This window comes from Bacteroides gallinarum DSM 18171 = JCM 13658 (assembly GCF_000374365.1).
Lineage (GTDB): Bacteria > Bacteroidota > Bacteroidia > Bacteroidales > Bacteroidaceae > Bacteroides > Bacteroides gallinarum.
In genome coordinates, this window is sequence record NZ_KB894117.1 from 79,467 (window position 1) to 96,437 (window position 16,971).

At 43.2% G+C, this 16,971-nt stretch carries 17 protein-coding genes and 1 pseudogene; 7 read left to right on the top strand and 11 right to left on the bottom strand.

The features are described 5' to 3' along the window. Window positions 1-389 precede the first annotated feature (389 nt). The 10 genes and pseudogenes from C233_RS0103215 to C233_RS0103265 all read right to left on the bottom strand — a co-directional run bounded on the left by C233_RS0103215 (window position 390) and on the right by C233_RS0103265 (window position 8,576). The gene (locus C233_RS0103215; RefSeq protein ID WP_005807126.1) at window positions 390-2,120 is read right to left on the bottom strand and encodes a ParB/RepB/Spo0J family partition protein; all 1,731 of its coding nucleotides are present in this window, start codon (window positions 2,118-2,120) and stop codon (window positions 390-392) included. A 45-nt stretch (window positions 2,121-2,165) separates the two neighbouring features. Further along, a pseudogene (locus C233_RS22235) lies at window positions 2,166-2,424 on the bottom strand (hypothetical protein). A gap of 392 nt (window positions 2,425-2,816) precedes the next feature. After that, on the bottom strand, window positions 2,817-3,314 hold the full coding sequence (locus C233_RS0103230; protein ID WP_005807130.1) for a GNAT family N-acetyltransferase: 498 nt from the start codon (window positions 3,312-3,314) through the stop codon (window positions 2,817-2,819). Beyond that, on the bottom strand, window positions 3,311-3,499 hold the full coding sequence (locus C233_RS24735) for a hypothetical protein (RefSeq protein WP_244149050.1): 189 nt from the start codon (window positions 3,497-3,499) through the stop codon (window positions 3,311-3,313). Before C233_RS24735 ends, C233_RS0103230 begins: the two co-directional genes overlap by 4 nt. 230 nt (window positions 3,500-3,729) lie before the next feature. Beyond that, window positions 3,730-4,269 (bottom strand): GNAT family N-acetyltransferase, encoded by a 540-nt coding sequence (locus C233_RS0103240; RefSeq protein WP_005807134.1) that lies wholly within the window; start codon window positions 4,267-4,269, stop codon window positions 3,730-3,732. A 2-nt stretch (window positions 4,270-4,271) separates the two neighbouring features. Further along, window positions 4,272-4,892, bottom strand: a complete 621-nt coding sequence (locus C233_RS0103245) for a CatA-like O-acetyltransferase, family 2 (protein WP_005807135.1) — start codon at window positions 4,890-4,892, stop codon at window positions 4,272-4,274. A 22-nt stretch (window positions 4,893-4,914) separates the two neighbouring features. Next, window positions 4,915-5,169: a hypothetical protein gene (locus C233_RS0103250; protein WP_005807137.1), complete on the bottom strand. Its 255-nt coding sequence runs from the start codon at window positions 5,167-5,169 to the stop codon at window positions 4,915-4,917. 7 nt (window positions 5,170-5,176) lie between these two features. After that, window positions 5,177-5,932 (bottom strand): ParA family protein, encoded by a 756-nt coding sequence (locus C233_RS0103255; RefSeq protein ID WP_005807138.1) that lies wholly within the window; start codon window positions 5,930-5,932, stop codon window positions 5,177-5,179. Window positions 5,933-6,166: 234 nt separating this feature from the next. After that, window positions 6,167-6,580, bottom strand: a complete 414-nt coding sequence (locus C233_RS0103260; RefSeq protein WP_005807140.1) for a single-stranded DNA-binding protein — start codon at window positions 6,578-6,580, stop codon at window positions 6,167-6,169. Window positions 6,581-7,346: 766 nt separating this feature from the next. Further along, window positions 7,347-8,576 carry a hypothetical protein gene (locus C233_RS0103265; RefSeq protein WP_227250250.1) on the bottom strand — a complete coding sequence of 410 codons (1,230 nt, stop codon included), beginning with the start codon at window positions 8,574-8,576 and terminating at the stop codon, window positions 7,347-7,349. A 12-nt stretch (window positions 8,577-8,588) separates the two neighbouring features. On the opposite strand from C233_RS0103265, the gene C233_RS0103270 reads away from it, so the two are divergent. From C233_RS0103270 to C233_RS0103280, 3 genes are all read left to right on the top strand, one after another. Further along, entirely contained in the window at window positions 8,589-9,497 is a 909-nt protein-coding gene (locus C233_RS0103270; protein ID WP_005807145.1) for an IS1595-like element ISBbi1 family transposase, read from the top strand. Between the two features lie 69 nt (window positions 9,498-9,566). Beyond that, a complete protein-coding gene (locus tag C233_RS0103275) occupies window positions 9,567-10,112 on the top strand; it encodes a BRCT domain-containing protein (protein WP_005807148.1) in 546 nt (181 codons plus the stop codon). A 220-nt stretch (window positions 10,113-10,332) separates the two neighbouring features. Then, window positions 10,333-11,157, top strand: coding sequence for a class D beta-lactamase OXA-347 (locus C233_RS0103280; RefSeq protein WP_004295324.1), 825 nt, complete (start codon window positions 10,333-10,335; stop codon window positions 11,155-11,157). Window positions 11,158-11,359: 202 nt separating this feature from the next. Here the strand turns inward: C233_RS0103280 and erm(F) are convergent, their stop codons facing one another. Continuing rightward, complete coding sequence (erm(F), locus tag C233_RS0103285) at window positions 11,360-12,160, bottom strand: 23S rRNA (adenine(2058)-N(6))-methyltransferase Erm(F) (protein ID WP_018666020.1); 801 nt, start codon at window positions 12,158-12,160, stop codon at window positions 11,360-11,362. A gap of 137 nt (window positions 12,161-12,297) precedes the next feature. On the opposite strand from erm(F), the gene C233_RS0103290 reads away from it, so the two are divergent. The 4 genes from C233_RS0103290 (at window position 12,298) to istB (ending at window position 16,839) form a co-directional block, all read left to right on the top strand. Then, window positions 12,298-13,584 (top strand): IS1380-like element IS613 family transposase, encoded by a 1,287-nt coding sequence (locus C233_RS0103290; protein WP_005805709.1) that lies wholly within the window; start codon window positions 12,298-12,300, stop codon window positions 13,582-13,584. Between the two features lie 12 nt (window positions 13,585-13,596). Beyond that, window positions 13,597-13,788 (top strand): hypothetical protein, encoded by a 192-nt coding sequence (locus C233_RS24740; RefSeq protein ID WP_005816016.1) that lies wholly within the window; start codon window positions 13,597-13,599, stop codon window positions 13,786-13,788. A 701-nt stretch (window positions 13,789-14,489) separates the two neighbouring features. Next, window positions 14,490-16,070, top strand: a complete 1,581-nt coding sequence (istA, locus tag C233_RS0103295; protein WP_005829261.1) for an IS21 family transposase — start codon at window positions 14,490-14,492, stop codon at window positions 16,068-16,070. After that, the gene (istB, locus tag C233_RS0103300) at window positions 16,057-16,839 is read left to right on the top strand and encodes an IS21-like element helper ATPase IstB (protein ID WP_005824105.1); all 783 of its coding nucleotides are present in this window, start codon (window positions 16,057-16,059) and stop codon (window positions 16,837-16,839) included. The genes istA and istB overlap by 14 nt, the downstream gene beginning before the upstream one ends. Window positions 16,840-16,971: the final 132 nt, after the last annotated feature.

A 16,971-nucleotide genomic window follows, 5' to 3' on the forward strand; every position in this document is an offset into this window, starting at 1 on the left:
CGCCCGTGCACAGCTCTGTCTGGACTTCGTGCAAGATTTTGGGAAAGAATACTATCCGCAGGATTGGAGATTGTTTCCCAAATTCACCCGGATCTTGCGTTTGTCCGGAAAGATGCTGTAACTTCGCTGAAAACAAATGTTGAGACTACCGGGGTATTATAAGAGGTCCGGCTATAAAGGTTATCCGGGCCGGCCGATGACGGAAGACCGCCCGTGCGGCCTGTAGGAATCAGCCAGAACCCGGTCCGTACTGTTTCAGCAGACGGAGACTGCCGAAAGACAGGGAGGTGTATAAAAAAGGTCAGGCGGCGCCGGTCTGCCTCCGGCACTCAACAGAAAAGCAGGACGGATTTCTCCGCCCTGCATCTGAAATCAACTATGAATTATGGTCAAGCAGCAACCTCTTGGGATTGAGGTTGTTTTTCGTTGTCCGCATCGGCTTCAGTCTGCTCTGCTTCCTGTTTGGCCTGTTCCTGCACCAAAAGGACGGCTTTCTTTTCTTCGATGCGCTGATGTCTTTTTTCGTAAACTTCATTATGTCCGTTCTCGATGTCGGCAAGTCTTTCCGGCATGTGTTTTCCTGCAAATTCAAGCAACATGTCGGCTATGGCGTTGCTTCCGTATGCGTTCTTGAAATTCTCAATCAGGAAATCCCTGCGGATGACGGCTTTTGCCTTTGGGGTAAGATTGGCCACAATATTTGTCTTGTCCTCGTTGGACAGATAGGGCGAATGTTCTCCCTCTATGCCAACGGCGGCAAAGTGTTCCTTTCTCAACGATGAAAGCAGGAAGAAATAAATCATCTTTTCTTCGTCAGCCCCGAACTTGGTTTCGGTCATATCCACTTCCAAAATCTGTTTTTTGGTATCTTCCACGGTCTTTTCCCTGGCAATCTCCTTGTTTCGCTTGTCCTGCTTGTCCAGTTTTTCAATCGGGGAAAGCTGTTCCTGTCCTGCCTGTTGTCCACTGACGGCATTCATCATGGAATTCTCCACATAACATTTGACAATGTCTTCGTTCCCAATCCGTGCGAAGAGCGATATTTCGCCTACTTCTGCCCTGCGTACAAGTTCCTTGCCCTCTTCCATATAATCGTTCATATCCTGCTCATACTCAACCTTAGCTTCCTTATATTCGTCTTCCGTATCATATTCTCCGGCTTCAGGCTCTTCGGGAAGTGTCGGGTAGTCTTTGTATCTGCATTGCAGTGCCACAACCTCATAGCCCATTTCCTTGAGGCGATTAACCGCATCCGCATTATAGCAATATGCGTCATGGCTTAGAGATAGTGCAGGATAAGCCTTAATGGTCTCTATTGCCTTTTCCGTCAAAAATGCGGCATTCATTTCATCAAGACAGCCTTTGTTGGCGCATTTTCCGCATGTTCCCTCACAGAACAATGTCATGTTGTTGGTATTATGGGGGCATGACAGGCAAAGGGTCTTGTCAAAGTTGTAGCGTTCAAGGTCTGTCGTGAAGTGGCGCTCGATGTTCTTTGCCACCTCGGTCGCTTTCATGCCTCGCCAACTGCCAAACATGATACCCTCTTTCAAGTGCTTGTCGAAAACCTCTCTCTGGATGTCCTCGCCATATCGGCAAATTTCGCTTGCCACGCTGATAGTGATTTCATCCTTTTCCAACAATTCTGCTATTTCGGGGATAAGGGAGACGAACTTCAGTCGGGTGCGGATATAGGTCTCGTTCTTGCCGAACTGCATGGCCAAAGACTGAATGTCGTGCCGTCCGCTTTCTATCAGCCTCTGATAGGCGTTTGCTTCCTCGATAGGGGTTACATCCTTGCGTTGCAGGTTTTCCGTCACCGCCATTTCTTCGGCGGTCTCGTCCGAAACATTCAGAACGATTGCCGGAATTTCTTCCAGTCCTGCCATGAGTGAGGCACGATACCTGCGTTCCCCGAATATGATTTCAAAGCGGTTCTCCGCAATGGGACGCACCCCGATAGGCTGGAGGACGCCCTGCTGACGGATGCTTTCCGCCAATTCCGCAAGGCTTGCTACATCAAAATTCTTGCGTGGGTTATAGTTACTCGGCTGAATATCTGCCAAAACTACTGATACGATGTTCTTCTCTGCTACTGATTGAATGTTCATTGTTTCCATAATTCATAAATTTTGATTTGTTATACATTGATTTTCTGATTACTGCTATTCCTGTTGGTTGGTGTCATACTCGTACATTTGCGTATTGTCGTACCCCCCCGAACGATAGCCGGAACGTGTCGAAGTCTTTCCTGCCGGCCAGCCTTACGGTATCGTTCTTTCCGATGAAATAGGGTTCAAGCATTGTCCGGAACGGTGCGCCGAGCGTAGTCCTGTCTGCCAATGTGCAAACCTTGTCGGGTTGTTGGGGCATGATATAGCCCAGTGCATATTCGTTGTAAACTACCAATCTTATTTTATCCATGTCGATGTCAATTTTGAATTGTTTTTTTATTTCCCTCTGGTCGGTTCTTTTCCCGTTTGAACCGCCTTGGGGTTTTATGGATGCGGTTTACAGCTGTCGGTACAGCTTCATACGACGGCTTTTCCTGCCAATTACTCTTTCACAGAAAGGAAGAATTTGCAGGAAATGCACTTCAAGCCGGAGGATCAAGCGCGACAGCAGACCTTTGCATCTGATAAAACCAAGGCCGGTGCGGCGGGAATGAAGCCGGAAAGCGGTAAAAGATGAATTATAAAAGAAATGTTCTATGGAACTATAAAAGAAAAAGATTACCGATAATTTACCGGTAATCTATAATATAATAGGGAGATGTCTTCTTGAAGAAGATGACATATATAAGAGGTTGTCCGTCTTTAGTAGGATAGTGAGAGATCTTTAAGCATGACAAACTCCTCTTCAGTCTCATGGATGATCTTAAATCCAAGTTTTAGATACATTCGGACGGCATAGTTCGCCTTTTGTACGGACAGAGAGACGCGACTATATCCTTTGCTCTCAAGTAATCGAAACATTTCACGCATAAGATGGCTTCCTATGCCTTTACTCCTGTATTCCTTATATAGGGATATGGAGAGCGATGGGGTCCTGTCATCCACATGTCCGTAATCATTCATAATACGTACCCATACTGCACCGACCACTTTCCCTTCACAGTCTGCGACCAGACAAAAGTCATCTTTTTTCTTTCCGAAGTCCTCAATATACAGTTTCAGTTCAGGTAAATCCACCACGTCCTTTGAGGGCGGTTTGACTCCTTCAGGGATATAAATCGCTTCGTAAAGAAATTCTCTTAGCAAATGGTTCTCACTACCTTGCAAATGGCGTATTATATACTTGGCCGATCCGTTCATTCTTGTTCACATTTTCTTTTCAGGTCAGCTATATACCGTTTCTGCTGTAATTTCAAATACAACAATGCAAAAGGATATAACCACCATTTCTTTAGGCTAATTGACTCTGTAAAAATCACTTCCGTTCCATTTTCAGCCTGTCTGAAATGTCCCGTCCACTCCCCGGAAAAGTTCACATTATCCATAAGAAATGAATATTTTAGAAAAGGCTCTATAACAGTAACAGTAAAACAGGTGACATAGCCTTCATTACTTATCTCCCTGAAATGGCGCTCGTCGGAAACTTCTATGTCCTTTATGTCACTTCGCCATGAATAGTCGTAAAGTGAAGTGACAGAATGCCAGACAGATTCCAAATCAGCCTGTATAAATGATTTTATCGTAGTTCTTATCATGGGACATTTTTATATTTCTCTTACCGTTTTTTCCAGTCCTCTCTGGTAAGCAAAGTAAAATGTTCTGTACGGATATCTCCTAACGGAGAAGTCTTTCCTTCTTCTGTGTGATGGTACTTGAATCCACATTTTTCCATTACCCTGCGGGATTTGATGTTTCCGTCATAATGTCCACACCAGACCCGTTTCACATCAAGTTCGACGAAGCAACGCTTCAACAAACGTTGTACGGCTTCCGGTATAAGTCCCTGTCCCCAATAAGGAACACCTATCCAATATCCTATTTCTGCATCTCCATCCTGCATATCCGCACTGTGTACGCCATCAGCGAACATAATTCCGACACTGCCTATCGGTTCATTGGTTTCTTTCAATACTACAGCGTATGTCTCGGGTGCAGAAAGGATATCGCGTATTATTTCTCTGCTGTTTTCCACAGATGTATGAGGAGGCCACCCGGCAATGGGGCCGATAGCAGGATCTTTGGCATAATTATAAAGAGACTCTGCATCGTTTTCTGTCCAGGGACGAAGTATCAATCTTTGTGTTTCCATATTCATCGCTATACAAGTAATTTATTGATTTCCTGCTGCAAGCGATCCAGGAACTTTGCAGCATGTGCCCCATCCATTTGAGTGTGATGGAATTGGAATGAAACCGTCAGTGTCGTCCTGAAGAACCCCTTACGGTACTTGCCCCATATTATAAACGGATTGTTGAAGATACCGCTGTACATACCTACCGCACCGTCAATTTCATATTGGGCCAGTGCGGAAGTTCCTATTACCATGCTTTCAGTCAAGTCGTGGTTCTCACAGCTTTGTGCTACTTCCGTTGTCAATTTCAGATAATCTTCATTGAATAGCTGCAAATCATCAGAAAAGGGCACATCGCATGAACTGACCTCATTGTCCTTGTTCATAACAATGGTATTAACCGCAATGGCATCATATTGCATCAATTTGTCTCCGACAGGCAGCATATAAAATTCCTTGATACCGCTTGCCGCCTTGCCGATGCACCAGCACATCAGCATATTGAATTTCATACCTGACTTTTTGCTGATTTTGACCAGACGACTGACATCCAAAGTCTTGAAAAATGTAACCATCGGCATCGGGGCTTTCATCCAAAGCTCAAATGCGTATGCACGGGTGGTTTCTTTGGGATTTATTTCTCTCATAGTGCGTCTTTCAAATTTTCAATCATTTTTCATGCTTCTCCAGATATTCTCTCATGGCCTCGTTGACGATGTCACGGAGAGACATGTTCTTTTCGATGGCCAGGTATTTCATCCTGGTATGAATGCTCTTGTTAATGACGAAGTTGCAATGCACCGCCGGTTCCTTTTCCGCCTTGGCCGGAACCGTTTCTTTTTTCTGCGGGGATTTTTTGGTTGATGAAAGCAGCCCGTCAAGGCCGCTTTTCATACCGTCTTTCAATAAATCGCTTTTGCCCATATTGTTTTTACTTTAGTTTCAGTACCTCCAGCGCCAAGTCCATATAATCCTTGGCCCCGTTGCTGTTTTTGTTATACTCGAAAATGTTCAGACCCTTGATAGGAGCTTCCGCCAGAGCCACGTTGTCCCGGATGACGGTCTTGAACACCTTGTCGCAGAAAGAATCGTTGATGAGCTCGGACACGCTTTTGTTAAGCGTCTTGCGCTTGTCGAACTGGGTGATCACGATACCTCCGATGCTCAGTCCCGGATTCAGGCGTTCCCTGACGATTTTAACCACATTCGTAATCTTTGCCATACCGCGCATGGCGAGGAACTGTGCCTGTACCGGGATAATCAGGAAGTCCGATGCGGTAAGCGCATTGAGCGTGAGCAGTCCCAGCGATGGCGGACAGTCAATCAGTATATAGTCGAATTTCCGGCTGTCAAGCAGCTTCGCAATCAGCCCTTTCAGTATCAGTTCCCGGCCAGGTTCGTTGATAAGTTCCGATTCGGCAGCCGACAGGTCAAGGCACGAGGGAACGATGGCAAGGCCGTTGTTCAGTTCGACCAGCGGCAAAGGGTATTCGCCCTTCATCGCCCCGTACACGGTCTGTTCTTCCTCGATGGACAGGCCGCAGGATTCCGTGAGGTTTGCCTGACCGTCCATGTCGATCAGGAGCACACGTTTTTTCTTCAGCTGCAGTGCGGCAGCGAGATTTATGGTAGTGGTTGTCTTTCCGACCCCACCTTTATGATTCAGAACTGCTATAATTTTTGTCATGATTCAGAGTCTTAATGTTCTGGTACAAAGATAATACTATTTTTAGTCTTCACTACAATTAGTATTTACTATTTTACTACTATAACATATTTTAGTATCGTAGTATTTACTACTCTACTAAAAGACTTAGCCACTAAATGTAGTATCTACTATTTTTCGTAACCCGGGATTTACTAATCTCCTAAATTACTACAATTAGTAAATACTACATCCGTGACCGTTTTCCGGAAGATGTCAGAACGGAAGGTCTTCCTCCCCGTCCTGTGGCATGTCCGCCGGAGGAACTGGTGCGTTATCGGCAGCTGCGGCTTGGCCGTCGGCTTCGGAGGTTGTACCTTCCCGTTTACCGGTATTGATGAACTCCAGGGCATCCGCCGTGATGGAGAGCTGGATCTGGCTGTCGCCGTTTTTGTCCTTCCACAGTGAAGTTGACAATGTTCCCCCGACAAGGACCATGCGCCCTTTGGTGAGGTATTCGGAGAGGCGGATATGGTTTTCCTTGTTGCTGCGTACCCTTACCCATGTGGTAACGGCGTTTCCGTGCGAGAAGTCATCTACTGCCATGTCAAAAGCAATAAACGAACCGTGTGTACCCTCGATAACCTGACAATCCTTTCCGATGCGACCGATAGTGTGAATGTATAGCATAATTTGAAAATGTTTTGCGGCAAGGTGGTTAGTCCTGCCATTACCTGTGACTTTGTTTTTTTCTTCCCTCTGGTCGGATCCTTTCTGCCGGACCGCCTTGGGGTTTTATGGTGCATGACAAGGATGTCGGTACAGCCCATTCGACGTTTTTTTGAAGCAAAATACTCTTGCCCGGCAAGGAAGATTTTCCTTCAAAATGCACTTCAAAACGGAAGAATCAGGCGCGACAGCCTACATTCGCACCTGATAAAACCTACGCGGCGGCAGGCAAGGTATGACGAGAGAAGGTAATCCCGATACAGATATAAAAGGCAGAATTGTCCCGTATATATAAGGGGATGTTTATAAAAGTGATGAATGACGGCTTGGGCGGGTAAAAGAAACGGTCTGCCGGGCAAACAAAATGGGGACTCTTTCTGCCTGTGACATGCCGGAGGCACGACGGACGGCACAAGCAGAATGTGTCACCGTTTGCCCACGACGCCGTCGGCCCGGAAAGAAAAGCTACGGACAGAAGGCGGAATGTGCCGGAGCAACAACCAGGCAGGATGCCCATATAGCGGAATACCGGTTGTTTCGACAGGTCGAAGCTCCGGCATGAAGCGGTATGATGCAGACTGCCGTTGATCGGGCACAGCCTTCCGTACCTTGGAGTGGAGGGCGGACCGCGGCACAGACATCATACCTTAATTTTCGGGTGGGGAAAGCCGGATAGAAAAGGATTCAATTTTGAAAGATGTAGATCTTGATGTAATAACACATGTATTTACAATTGTTTTATCATATTTGAAATAGCTGTTGCACCGAGCGATAATACATTATTTGAAACCGACTGGGAATTTGATTTATCTTCATTTAAGCCGAAATACTCAAAAGCCCTTTTTTTGTCTTTATCTAATTTCTTACTATTTCGATGAAGCATATAGGAACGTAAGGATTGAAGATTCCTGAGAAATACAATAAAATTGTAGCCTTCAATATTGAGTGTTTCTAAAATTCTATCAAGATGTGATAAGGGTTTTTCTTTAGTTGATTCCTTAGTTTTTTCACCATTTACTACTTTTTCTTTGATTTCAGTTTTAGCAGGAATAATCATTTCCATCATTTCCAAATCAAGGCTTTCTTGTAGCAATAGTGATAAATATTTTACAAGGTCAGTAAGAGCTTCATAATCATCTCTATTTAGAATACAAATTTGATTGAAATATTCTGCCTGGATTCCATTTAATGACTTAAACAGTTTCCAACCATACTTCTCCTCCCATTTAGCGACAAAGGTTTTATACAAATCTCGAAAGACAAAGTCTATAGACTGTGCAACACCATTCCATTTGCCTTCAATTATCGTTTTTTGAAAAAGTTTGCTAAATGTTCTGCCGTCAGGAGTAATATTAAAACCTTTCCATATACATTGTTCGCGATAAGGAAGGTCTTGAATATCACGTAAAAACACCACCACATAATCATTATGGTCATTATCGCACCTTAAGGTGAAGTTAGGACTTATGATACGTAATTCTTCTATACGGCATCCTTGATAATTATAATACGCTTGTACTTTTTTATCAAAAAAAACAGGAGTATAAGGATCTGTTGCAACCGTAGAAGCTATCGGAGCACCATTAACATCTGTTCCTATAATATAGTTGACACTTGTCTTCATCCGTTCAATAATACTTTTCAATGATTCATGGTTAAATATGATCTTACCATTAAACCAGCTTTGAATTTTAGCAAAGTGTGGTGATATACAGATTTGATAGTTAGATTTAGCATTTGGGCTGATATCCTTAAATTTACCATTTGTACATTCTATTTCGAATGGCAAATCAATAGCTCCTAAATCAAATTCAATTTCTGACTGGCAACAACATATCAAATCCATTCTTTTAGCGGCCATAAATTCTACAAGATATTGATTCAATATTTTTACAGAATCTTTGTTAATCTGATTCTCCGCAAACACACCTAATATTTTTAGTATATTAGCGCTCAAAAAGCAGGGATTATGAACATATTCAGTTTTACGGCTCATTTCGGTTCGGAGGAAGATTGTCGTTTGCATTTCAAGGAGCAGCGTGATAAGGAAGGGGTTGTCTGCAAGCGATGCGGGGGCACTTCCCATTATTGGTTACAGGGTAAATGGAGTTATGAATGCAAAGGTTGCCGTTTCCGCACCTCGTTGCGCAGCGGTACGATCATGGAGAGCTCCAAGCTGCCGTTTCTGGTGTGGTACAAAACGATGTTCCTGATGAGTTGCACAAAAAAGGGATTCTCCACCAACGAACTCCAGAAGCAATTAGGATTGAAGCGTTACGAACCGGTATGGGCGATGGTACACAAACTCCGCAGGGCGATGGGCAACCGGGATGCAAGGTATACACTGGAAGGGATGATAGAACTGGATGAGGGTTACTTTTCGGTGGCCAGTAAGGAAATCGAGCGAGGCAAGGGTACACGTGGCCGGGGAGCCGAGGGAAAGCAGAACGTTGCGGTGATGGCCGAAAGCACCCCGTTGGAAGATATCGAAACGGGCAAAAAGGAGAAGCATGTGCGTTATTTCAAGGCCAGGGTACTGGATAGCCATCAAAGTGAAGGAATCAACGGCGTGGTCAGGGACTGCATGGAGGATGATGCCATCGTATTTTCGGACAAAAGCACTTCTTACGTTGACATCTCCGATCTGGTGGAATTGCACGTCACCGAGAAATCAGACGCCAAAACCACCAAGGAAACACTCAAATGGGTGCATATCGCAATCAGTAATGCAAAACGGACATTGCTGGGCAACTACCATAAAATCAAAAGGAAATACTTACAGTTGTATCTCAACGAGTTTATTTACAAATTAAACAGACGGTATTTTGGAGACAAACTCTTTGACAGACTAGTAATTGCGAATATAACAGGTGCATAAACGGATAATCAGAAAAATCTATATGAACATTATAATTTAAAACCATATGTCATAAGTTATATTGACACAATGTTATTTGCAGATAAACTTGGGATGCCTAAAAAAATAAAAGATTTAGCAGAGAGTTTGGACTTAGAAGTAACAAATCATCACGACCCAGAATTCGATGCAAAACTTTGTGCTTTAATATTTGGCGAATTGACTGACAAGTATCCAAGTTATCAAGAACTAATAAGAAAAATTGATGACCAGCCTAAAACAAATAATAATTATTTCAATCAACCAAGTGAAGATGTTTTAGAAGAAAATGAAGAGCATTTATCAAATTATCAAATAACTCAAAACGAACTTGAAAACATTGATTTAATAGGAAAAGGAATAGTTATTACGGGCAACTTTTCAATAGAAAGAGAAGAAATAAAAACTTTTCTAATGAAAATTGGTGGACAAATAAAATCAGGAATAACAGGTAAAGTAGATTTTGTTTTTGCAGGTGAAGATTGTGGTTGGTCAAAAATCCAAAAAATAAACGACTTAAACCAATCAAAAAAAGCAAACATTAGAATTTTAAACGAAGCTGACTTAAATTATCTTATCAAAAAATACGGCATATAACATCGCATTGGCAAAATGGCGGGTTAAGTGCCAAACTCAACTTTTGTGCATTTTATTCCGCCGAATGTGTTCCACATTCAGCTTTTTTTAATAATTTAGCTTCTGTGGAAACACATCGGCTACGTCACTGCTAAATTGAACTTTTTGTCCAATTTATCCGCCACTTCGCCAATGCGTTTCCCGTTAGTGGCAACAAAAACAAACGATAATTAGACAATAAATGAAAAATATTTTATTTGTAGTTTTTATTTCAATGATATTTTTATTTGTTTGCTGTAACACAACAACGAATAAAAACATAATTGAAACAGAAATTTCTGATTTTGACAAAATTTTAGATAGTTTTCAAGTAAATGGTTCAATTCTAATTTATGATAACGACAAGAATACTTTTTACTCAAATGACTTTGATTGGGCTAAAAACGGAAAATTACCTGCATCAACATTCAAAATTCCAAATTCTATAATTGCTGTTGAATTAGGCATTATTGAAAATGATACAACTATTTTAAAATGGAATGGCGAGCAGAGAAAAATGGATATTTGGGAAAAAGATTTATCATTTAAAGATGCTTTTAGAATTTCCTGTGTTCCTTGCTATCAGGAAATTGCAAGGAAAATCGGAACAATTAAAATGAAAGAATATTTAGAAAAATTTGAGTATAAAAATATGATTTTTGACAGTTTAACGATTGACAATTTTTGGCTTGAAGGAAATTCAAAAATATCTCAAAAACAACAAATCGACTTTTTAAGGAAATTCTATTTTTCAAAATTTCCAATTTCTGATAGGACAATAAAGATTGTCAAAAATATTATGGAAATTGAGCGAACTGAAAATTACATTTTAAGCGGTAAGACTGGATTAAGTTCGATAGAAGAAAAATATAATGGTTGGTTTGTTGGTTATGTTGAAACAAAATCTAATGTTTATTTTTTTGCAACAAATGTAATTCCGACAGACGGATTGAATGTTGATGATTTTATTTCATCGAGAATTAATGTAACAAAAAATGCGTTAAAGCAAATGAATATAATGAAATGATAAATGCCACTAACATATGGTAGCCGATAATTGCCGGCTTTCGTGCCAACTTGATACTTTGGTGCTTTTAACGAACCGAAGTGCTAAATTGATACGAAAGTGCTGTAAATCCGGCAACTACGGCTACCATTTTTCGTTATGCGGCAGCTTAAAAGACGACACCAAACCAGAAAAATCATCTTGACAACCACCCGACTTTGAACTACGAAGGATGAAATTTTTCAGGGACAACTTCCAGCATTTCCAAAAAACAGTTTACCCATTGACTTGGAGACAAACAAACAATTTGAGCATTAAGGTTTAAACCGAATTTTTCCGAAATTGACCTGACCTGACTTTTCCTGAAAATCGACTTTAAAGCTGTTTTTACAGATAAATCAGGTTTCTCTAACAGACAGGAAATAAATGCTAAGTATTTGGCTTTAAACTTAAAATCAAAAAATAACTGTTTTCTTTTAATGTTTAACAGGGCTGATTTGACAGTTGGCGGTGGAAAGAAACTTTCAGGACCTACCTCATAGACAAGTTTCAAATCAAAAAAAGTATGATAGAAAACGGTATATGGATTGTAAAGCTTCCTCGAAAATAACTTTTGTGTAGGTTCTAACTGAAGGACAATGGAACCTCCCAGAAAATTTTCAAGACTCTCAAACATCAGGATTTTGAAAATATCGGAAGTAATGCCATAAGGAATATTTGACACCACTTTGAAAGGAAATTTCGGAACTGCAAAATTCCTAAAATCACAACCGACAACTTGAACATTTCGGGCATCAGAAAATAATTTTCGTAAATGTTCAACCAAAGCTGTGTCGTTTTCAATAGCAACAACATTGTTGGCGATTTTTAATAAATGAACAGTAAGAAACCCCTTGCCTGCCCCAATATCTAAAACCGTATCCTGATTACTTATATTTGCTTGTCTTATTGCATCTTTTATTAGCACTTTATCAATAGTAAAGTGCTGACCCGTAAAACGAACGGGCAATTTCTTTTTTGTCATCCTTAATTCCGCAACACTATTATAAAATATTTTTTTTAAGTACCTGAGCAACAAAAAGTTGCTCAGGATTTTGCCATGTCAGAGGATTCACTTAACTTAGTGTTGCAAAAAAATAATCAAACAAAACCTCATCAGGCATGGCAAAAATACAAATAAAATCCGAGAAGCTCACTCCTTTTGGAGGAATATTTTCAATCATGGAGCAATTTGACTCCACATTGTCATCTGTAATCGACTCGACACTCGGTCTAAGGTGTAGCTCGTTCGGTTATCAGTACAGTGAAATCGTCCGTTCCCTCATGAGTATCTACTTCTGTGGTGGCTCATGCATTGAGGATGTCACTACTCATTTGATGAACCATCTCTCGCTCCATCCGACACTTCGTACTTGTAGTTCTGATACTATCCTCAGAGCGATAAAGGAACTGACGCAAGGAAACATCTCATACACATCAGATACGGGTAAGAACTACGATTTCAACACGGCTGACACACTCAATACCTTACTGCTCAATTGTATGTTTGCATCCGGCCAACTGAAAGAGGGCGAGATGTATGATGTTGATTTCGACCATCAGTTCATAGAGACTGAGAAGTATGATGCAAAGCCTACATACAAGAAGTTCCTTGGTTATCGCCCTGGCGTGGCGGTTATTGACGACTTGATTGTTGGCATTGAGAATAGCGATGGTAACACCAACGTTCGTTTTCATCAGAAGGACACGCTGAAGAGATTCTTTGAGAGATTTGAGCAGAACGGACTTACAATCAATCGTTTCAGAGCTGATTGTGGATCATGTTCCGAGGAAATCGTGGAGGAAATAGAGAAACACAGCAAATCCTTCTATATCCGCGCAAACCGCTGCAGTTCGCTCTACAATGACATCTTTGCTCTTAGAGGCTGGAAGACTGAGGAAATCAATGGCATTGAGTTCGAATTGAACTCTATTCTTGTTGAGAAGTGGAAGGGTAAAGCATACCGACTTGTGATTCAAAGACAGAAACGGATGGACGGTGTGCTGGATCTTTGGGAAGGAGAATACACATACCGTTGTATCCTGACTAACGACTATGAATCTTCCACAAGAGAAATTGTCGAGTTCTATAACCTTCGTGGAGGAAAGGAACGTATCTTCGATGATATGAACAATGGTTTCGGGTGGGACAGATTGCCCAAATCCTTCATGGCAGAGAACACTGTGTTCCTTCTTCTTACGGCACTTATCCGTAATTTCTACAAGGCCATTATCCACAGACTTGACGTAAAGAGGTTCGGACTCAATGCAACAAGTCGCATAAAAGCGTTTGTCTTCAGGTTTGTCTCTGTACCAGCCAAGTGGATCAGAACATCAAGGCGGTATGTGCTGAATATCTATACCTGTAATAATGCTTACGCAGATATTTTTCAGACTGATTTTGGATAACGCCTACAACTTATGGGTATGATACTGCGTATTGCCTCAAGTCGCATAGTGGGGCAAGGGGATATTGTGGGCAGAAGTGGGTATTTCAGCCTCAATTTATCTGCTAATTCAGTGATGAGAGGACGTTTAGACGCAAGAAGGACGCTGAAGAGCTTAGTTGCGGATTTGAGGGTCATTAGTAACTTCTTACAGGTGAATACTTGAATTCAAATCGTGGAGAAGTGAATAGACAGTATTACCCGACAGAGCAACTATGACAACGTAACGCCTTTACAAAAAAGTCGGTACACGAAACCCATAGACTAATTGTCTTGACCTAAAAGAGATTGGAATTTTCAGGACTGCCTATCACTTAGATAGAAGTCCAAGGTCTGCTGAAATACATAATTCAAAAATTGAAATTGCTTGACTGCAAATTTAGTAACTTTGCAGCGCGAAGTTACGAAAAGAGTGTAATTTATTGGAAATGAGCATTGGGTAATCGCTCATAATAGTAATAGGTTACGAATTAGTTAGTTATCTACTGCATTATTCTTCTGTGCGTTGCGTAACCTTCAAAGAACTCTTCGTATGCAAAAGTAACAATAAAACGGGAGATTTAGAAATGAATCTCCTGATTTTTTCTTCTCACACAAGTTTTTCCGTAAAAGCGATTTTATCCGTCAGCACACCATCGCCCAAAAAGATTTTGAACGAACGTGTGCCGACTGCCGCATAAGCGGAGAAAAGGGTGGAAAATCCAGTGTAAGCTGCCCCCTAAAACCAAGCGATTCTGCCCCCTTGTGCTAAAATAATCCTACCCCCTTGATTCCAATATAAAAATACCCCTGCTTGGCAATGCCCGGCAGGGGATTTTTCGTAGATTTGATTCCCGTCTTGACCGGTGGGATAAAATCATTTCTACTATGACAACAAAGATAGCAAACATCCTCCAATGTTACGCATTGGGGATGGGGATAAAGCAGATAAGCAGGAGCTTTGAGCTTTCCCGCAACACGGTGCGCAGATATGTGCGCCTGTTTCAAGAGTGTGGTATACCGATAAAGGAGTTGGCCGCCATGCCTTCCGCTCGCATCCAGGAAATGTTCTCTGAAGGTGTTGGCCGTAACAGGGAACCGTCACAACGCCAGCTTGAGCTTGAGGCACTCCTTCCTGAGTATGCTGCCCGGCTTAGCCGCCGAGGCGTAACAGTGAAAACCCTGTACGAAGAGTACCGCGAGACCCATCCTGACGGATACAGACATGCCAGTTTCGGCAACTATCTCATGCGTTACCGTATGGTGACACATGTCGTAGGCCATGTCGAGCATTATGCCGGAGACCAGATGTATATCGACTTCGCCGGTGACAAACTGGAAGTCGTTGACAGTGAAAGCGGTGAATGTCGCAGCGTTGAAGTGTTCGTGGCCATACTTCCGTGCAGCCACTATACCTATTGTGAGGCGGTCTGGTCCCAGTCAAGACAGGACTTGATTAAGGCGTGTGAGAACGCGCTTCATTTTTACGGCGGGGTTCCGATGGCGATCGTACCAGACAACCTCAAATCGGCGGTAACCCGCAGCGACCGTAACGAGCCGGTAATCAACGAGGAGTTTGCGGCATTTGCCGAACACTACGGATGTACCGTATACCCCACACGGGTACGTCATCCAAAGGACAAGGCCTTGGTGGAGAATGCCGTGAAGCTACTTTACCGATCCGTCTACGCTGACATCGAGGGTCTTGTATTCCACTCGCTGGAGTCTCTGAATGCGGCCATATCCGAATCGCTCTCGGCCTTCAACGGACGCAGGATGAGCGGGCGTCCCCAGTCCAGACGGGAACAGTTCGAGCAGATTGAGTCCGACTGCCTCCGCCCGCTTCCCGCCATACGCCATCAGATGAAAGAGCGACGCTCCGCAACAGTAATGCGTAACGGCTATGTCACCTTCAGGCTTCACCATTACAGCGTACCGAAAGAGTATATAGGCAAACGTGTCGAGATTGTCTATGATGCGGACACGCTGGAAATATATCATGGCCTGCGTCTGGTGACCACACACCAGCGCGATGACACGCCATACTCCTATACGACCAAGGATGCCCACGGACTGCCCGGACGTCATGGAAGTTATGAAAAGGATCTGGAACAGATTTACGAACGGGCCGGCCAGACAGATAACGTCCTGCTGCTGTATCTGCGCAAGGTGGCGGAACTCAAGAAGTATCCTCCCGCGGCGTTCCGTTCATGCAGAGGCATCATGGCGTTGGAGAAGACCTTCGGGCTGGAACGGTTGGTGGCGGCAAGCGCATGCGCCACGCAACTGCGCCTATACGGATATCAGGAGATAAGGCGGATCCTTGAACGCGGGGATGATGCAGACTTCCTGTCAAAAGACGACATTGACGATGAGGTCCCCGTAACATCTATCCACAAAAACATCCGCGGAGCAGCCTACTTCGCACAATTAAAACATTTAAATAGAGACAACAATGGAAACAAATAATCTTACCGCACCGATAGCTGTCGAAAAAGACCGCAACACGTTGACAATCGAACTGATGAACCGTATGAAGCTGCACGGCATGGCCGCCGCCTTCACTGAAAGCCTAACCTCCACTATGGCAGAAACAATGACAATCGACTCTTTCCTGCACATGTTACTTGCCAGGGAATGGGACTACCGTGCCAATGCAGCCATCCAACGCCTTATACGCGGGGCGGCGTTCCGCTACAAGGCCTGCCTCGAGCAGATAGACTATGCAATCCCGCGTGGCCTTGACCGCAATCAGATGGAGCGGCTTGCATCGCTGGAGTTCATCCGCAAGGGACAGAACCTCTTCATCACAGGGTCATCCGGTACCGGGAAGAGCTTCCTTGCCACAGCAATGGGGTATGAAGCCTGCAAGAAGGGCATACGGACATATTATGCGAATGCTCCGAAACTTATGGGTACGCTTAAGGTGGCAAAAGTAAAAGGCACACTGGAATCGGAACTCAAGAGAATCGAACGGAGCACGCTGCTCATATTGGATGACCTCTTCCTTGTGAACCTTGATGCCAAGGAACGACCCATCCTGCTCGATATAATAGAGGACCGACATGGGCGCAAGTCCATCATCATCACCTCGCAACTGCCAACGGACAATTGGTATGATGCAATCGGAGACCCTACAGTAGCAGATGCCATTATGGATCGTATTATACATACGGCGCACCGGATTGAGCTGACAGGAGAAAGTGTCCGTAAAATGGCTGCATACAGAGGGAAATAAACTAAAATAATAATAACCCCATCGGTCAAGACTTTTTAAGGGGGCATTGTTGAATGTTTTAAGGGGGCAGAATCGCTTGGTTTTAGGGGGCAGCTTACACTGGATTTTCCAGCCGGTAAGGAAAAATACGCT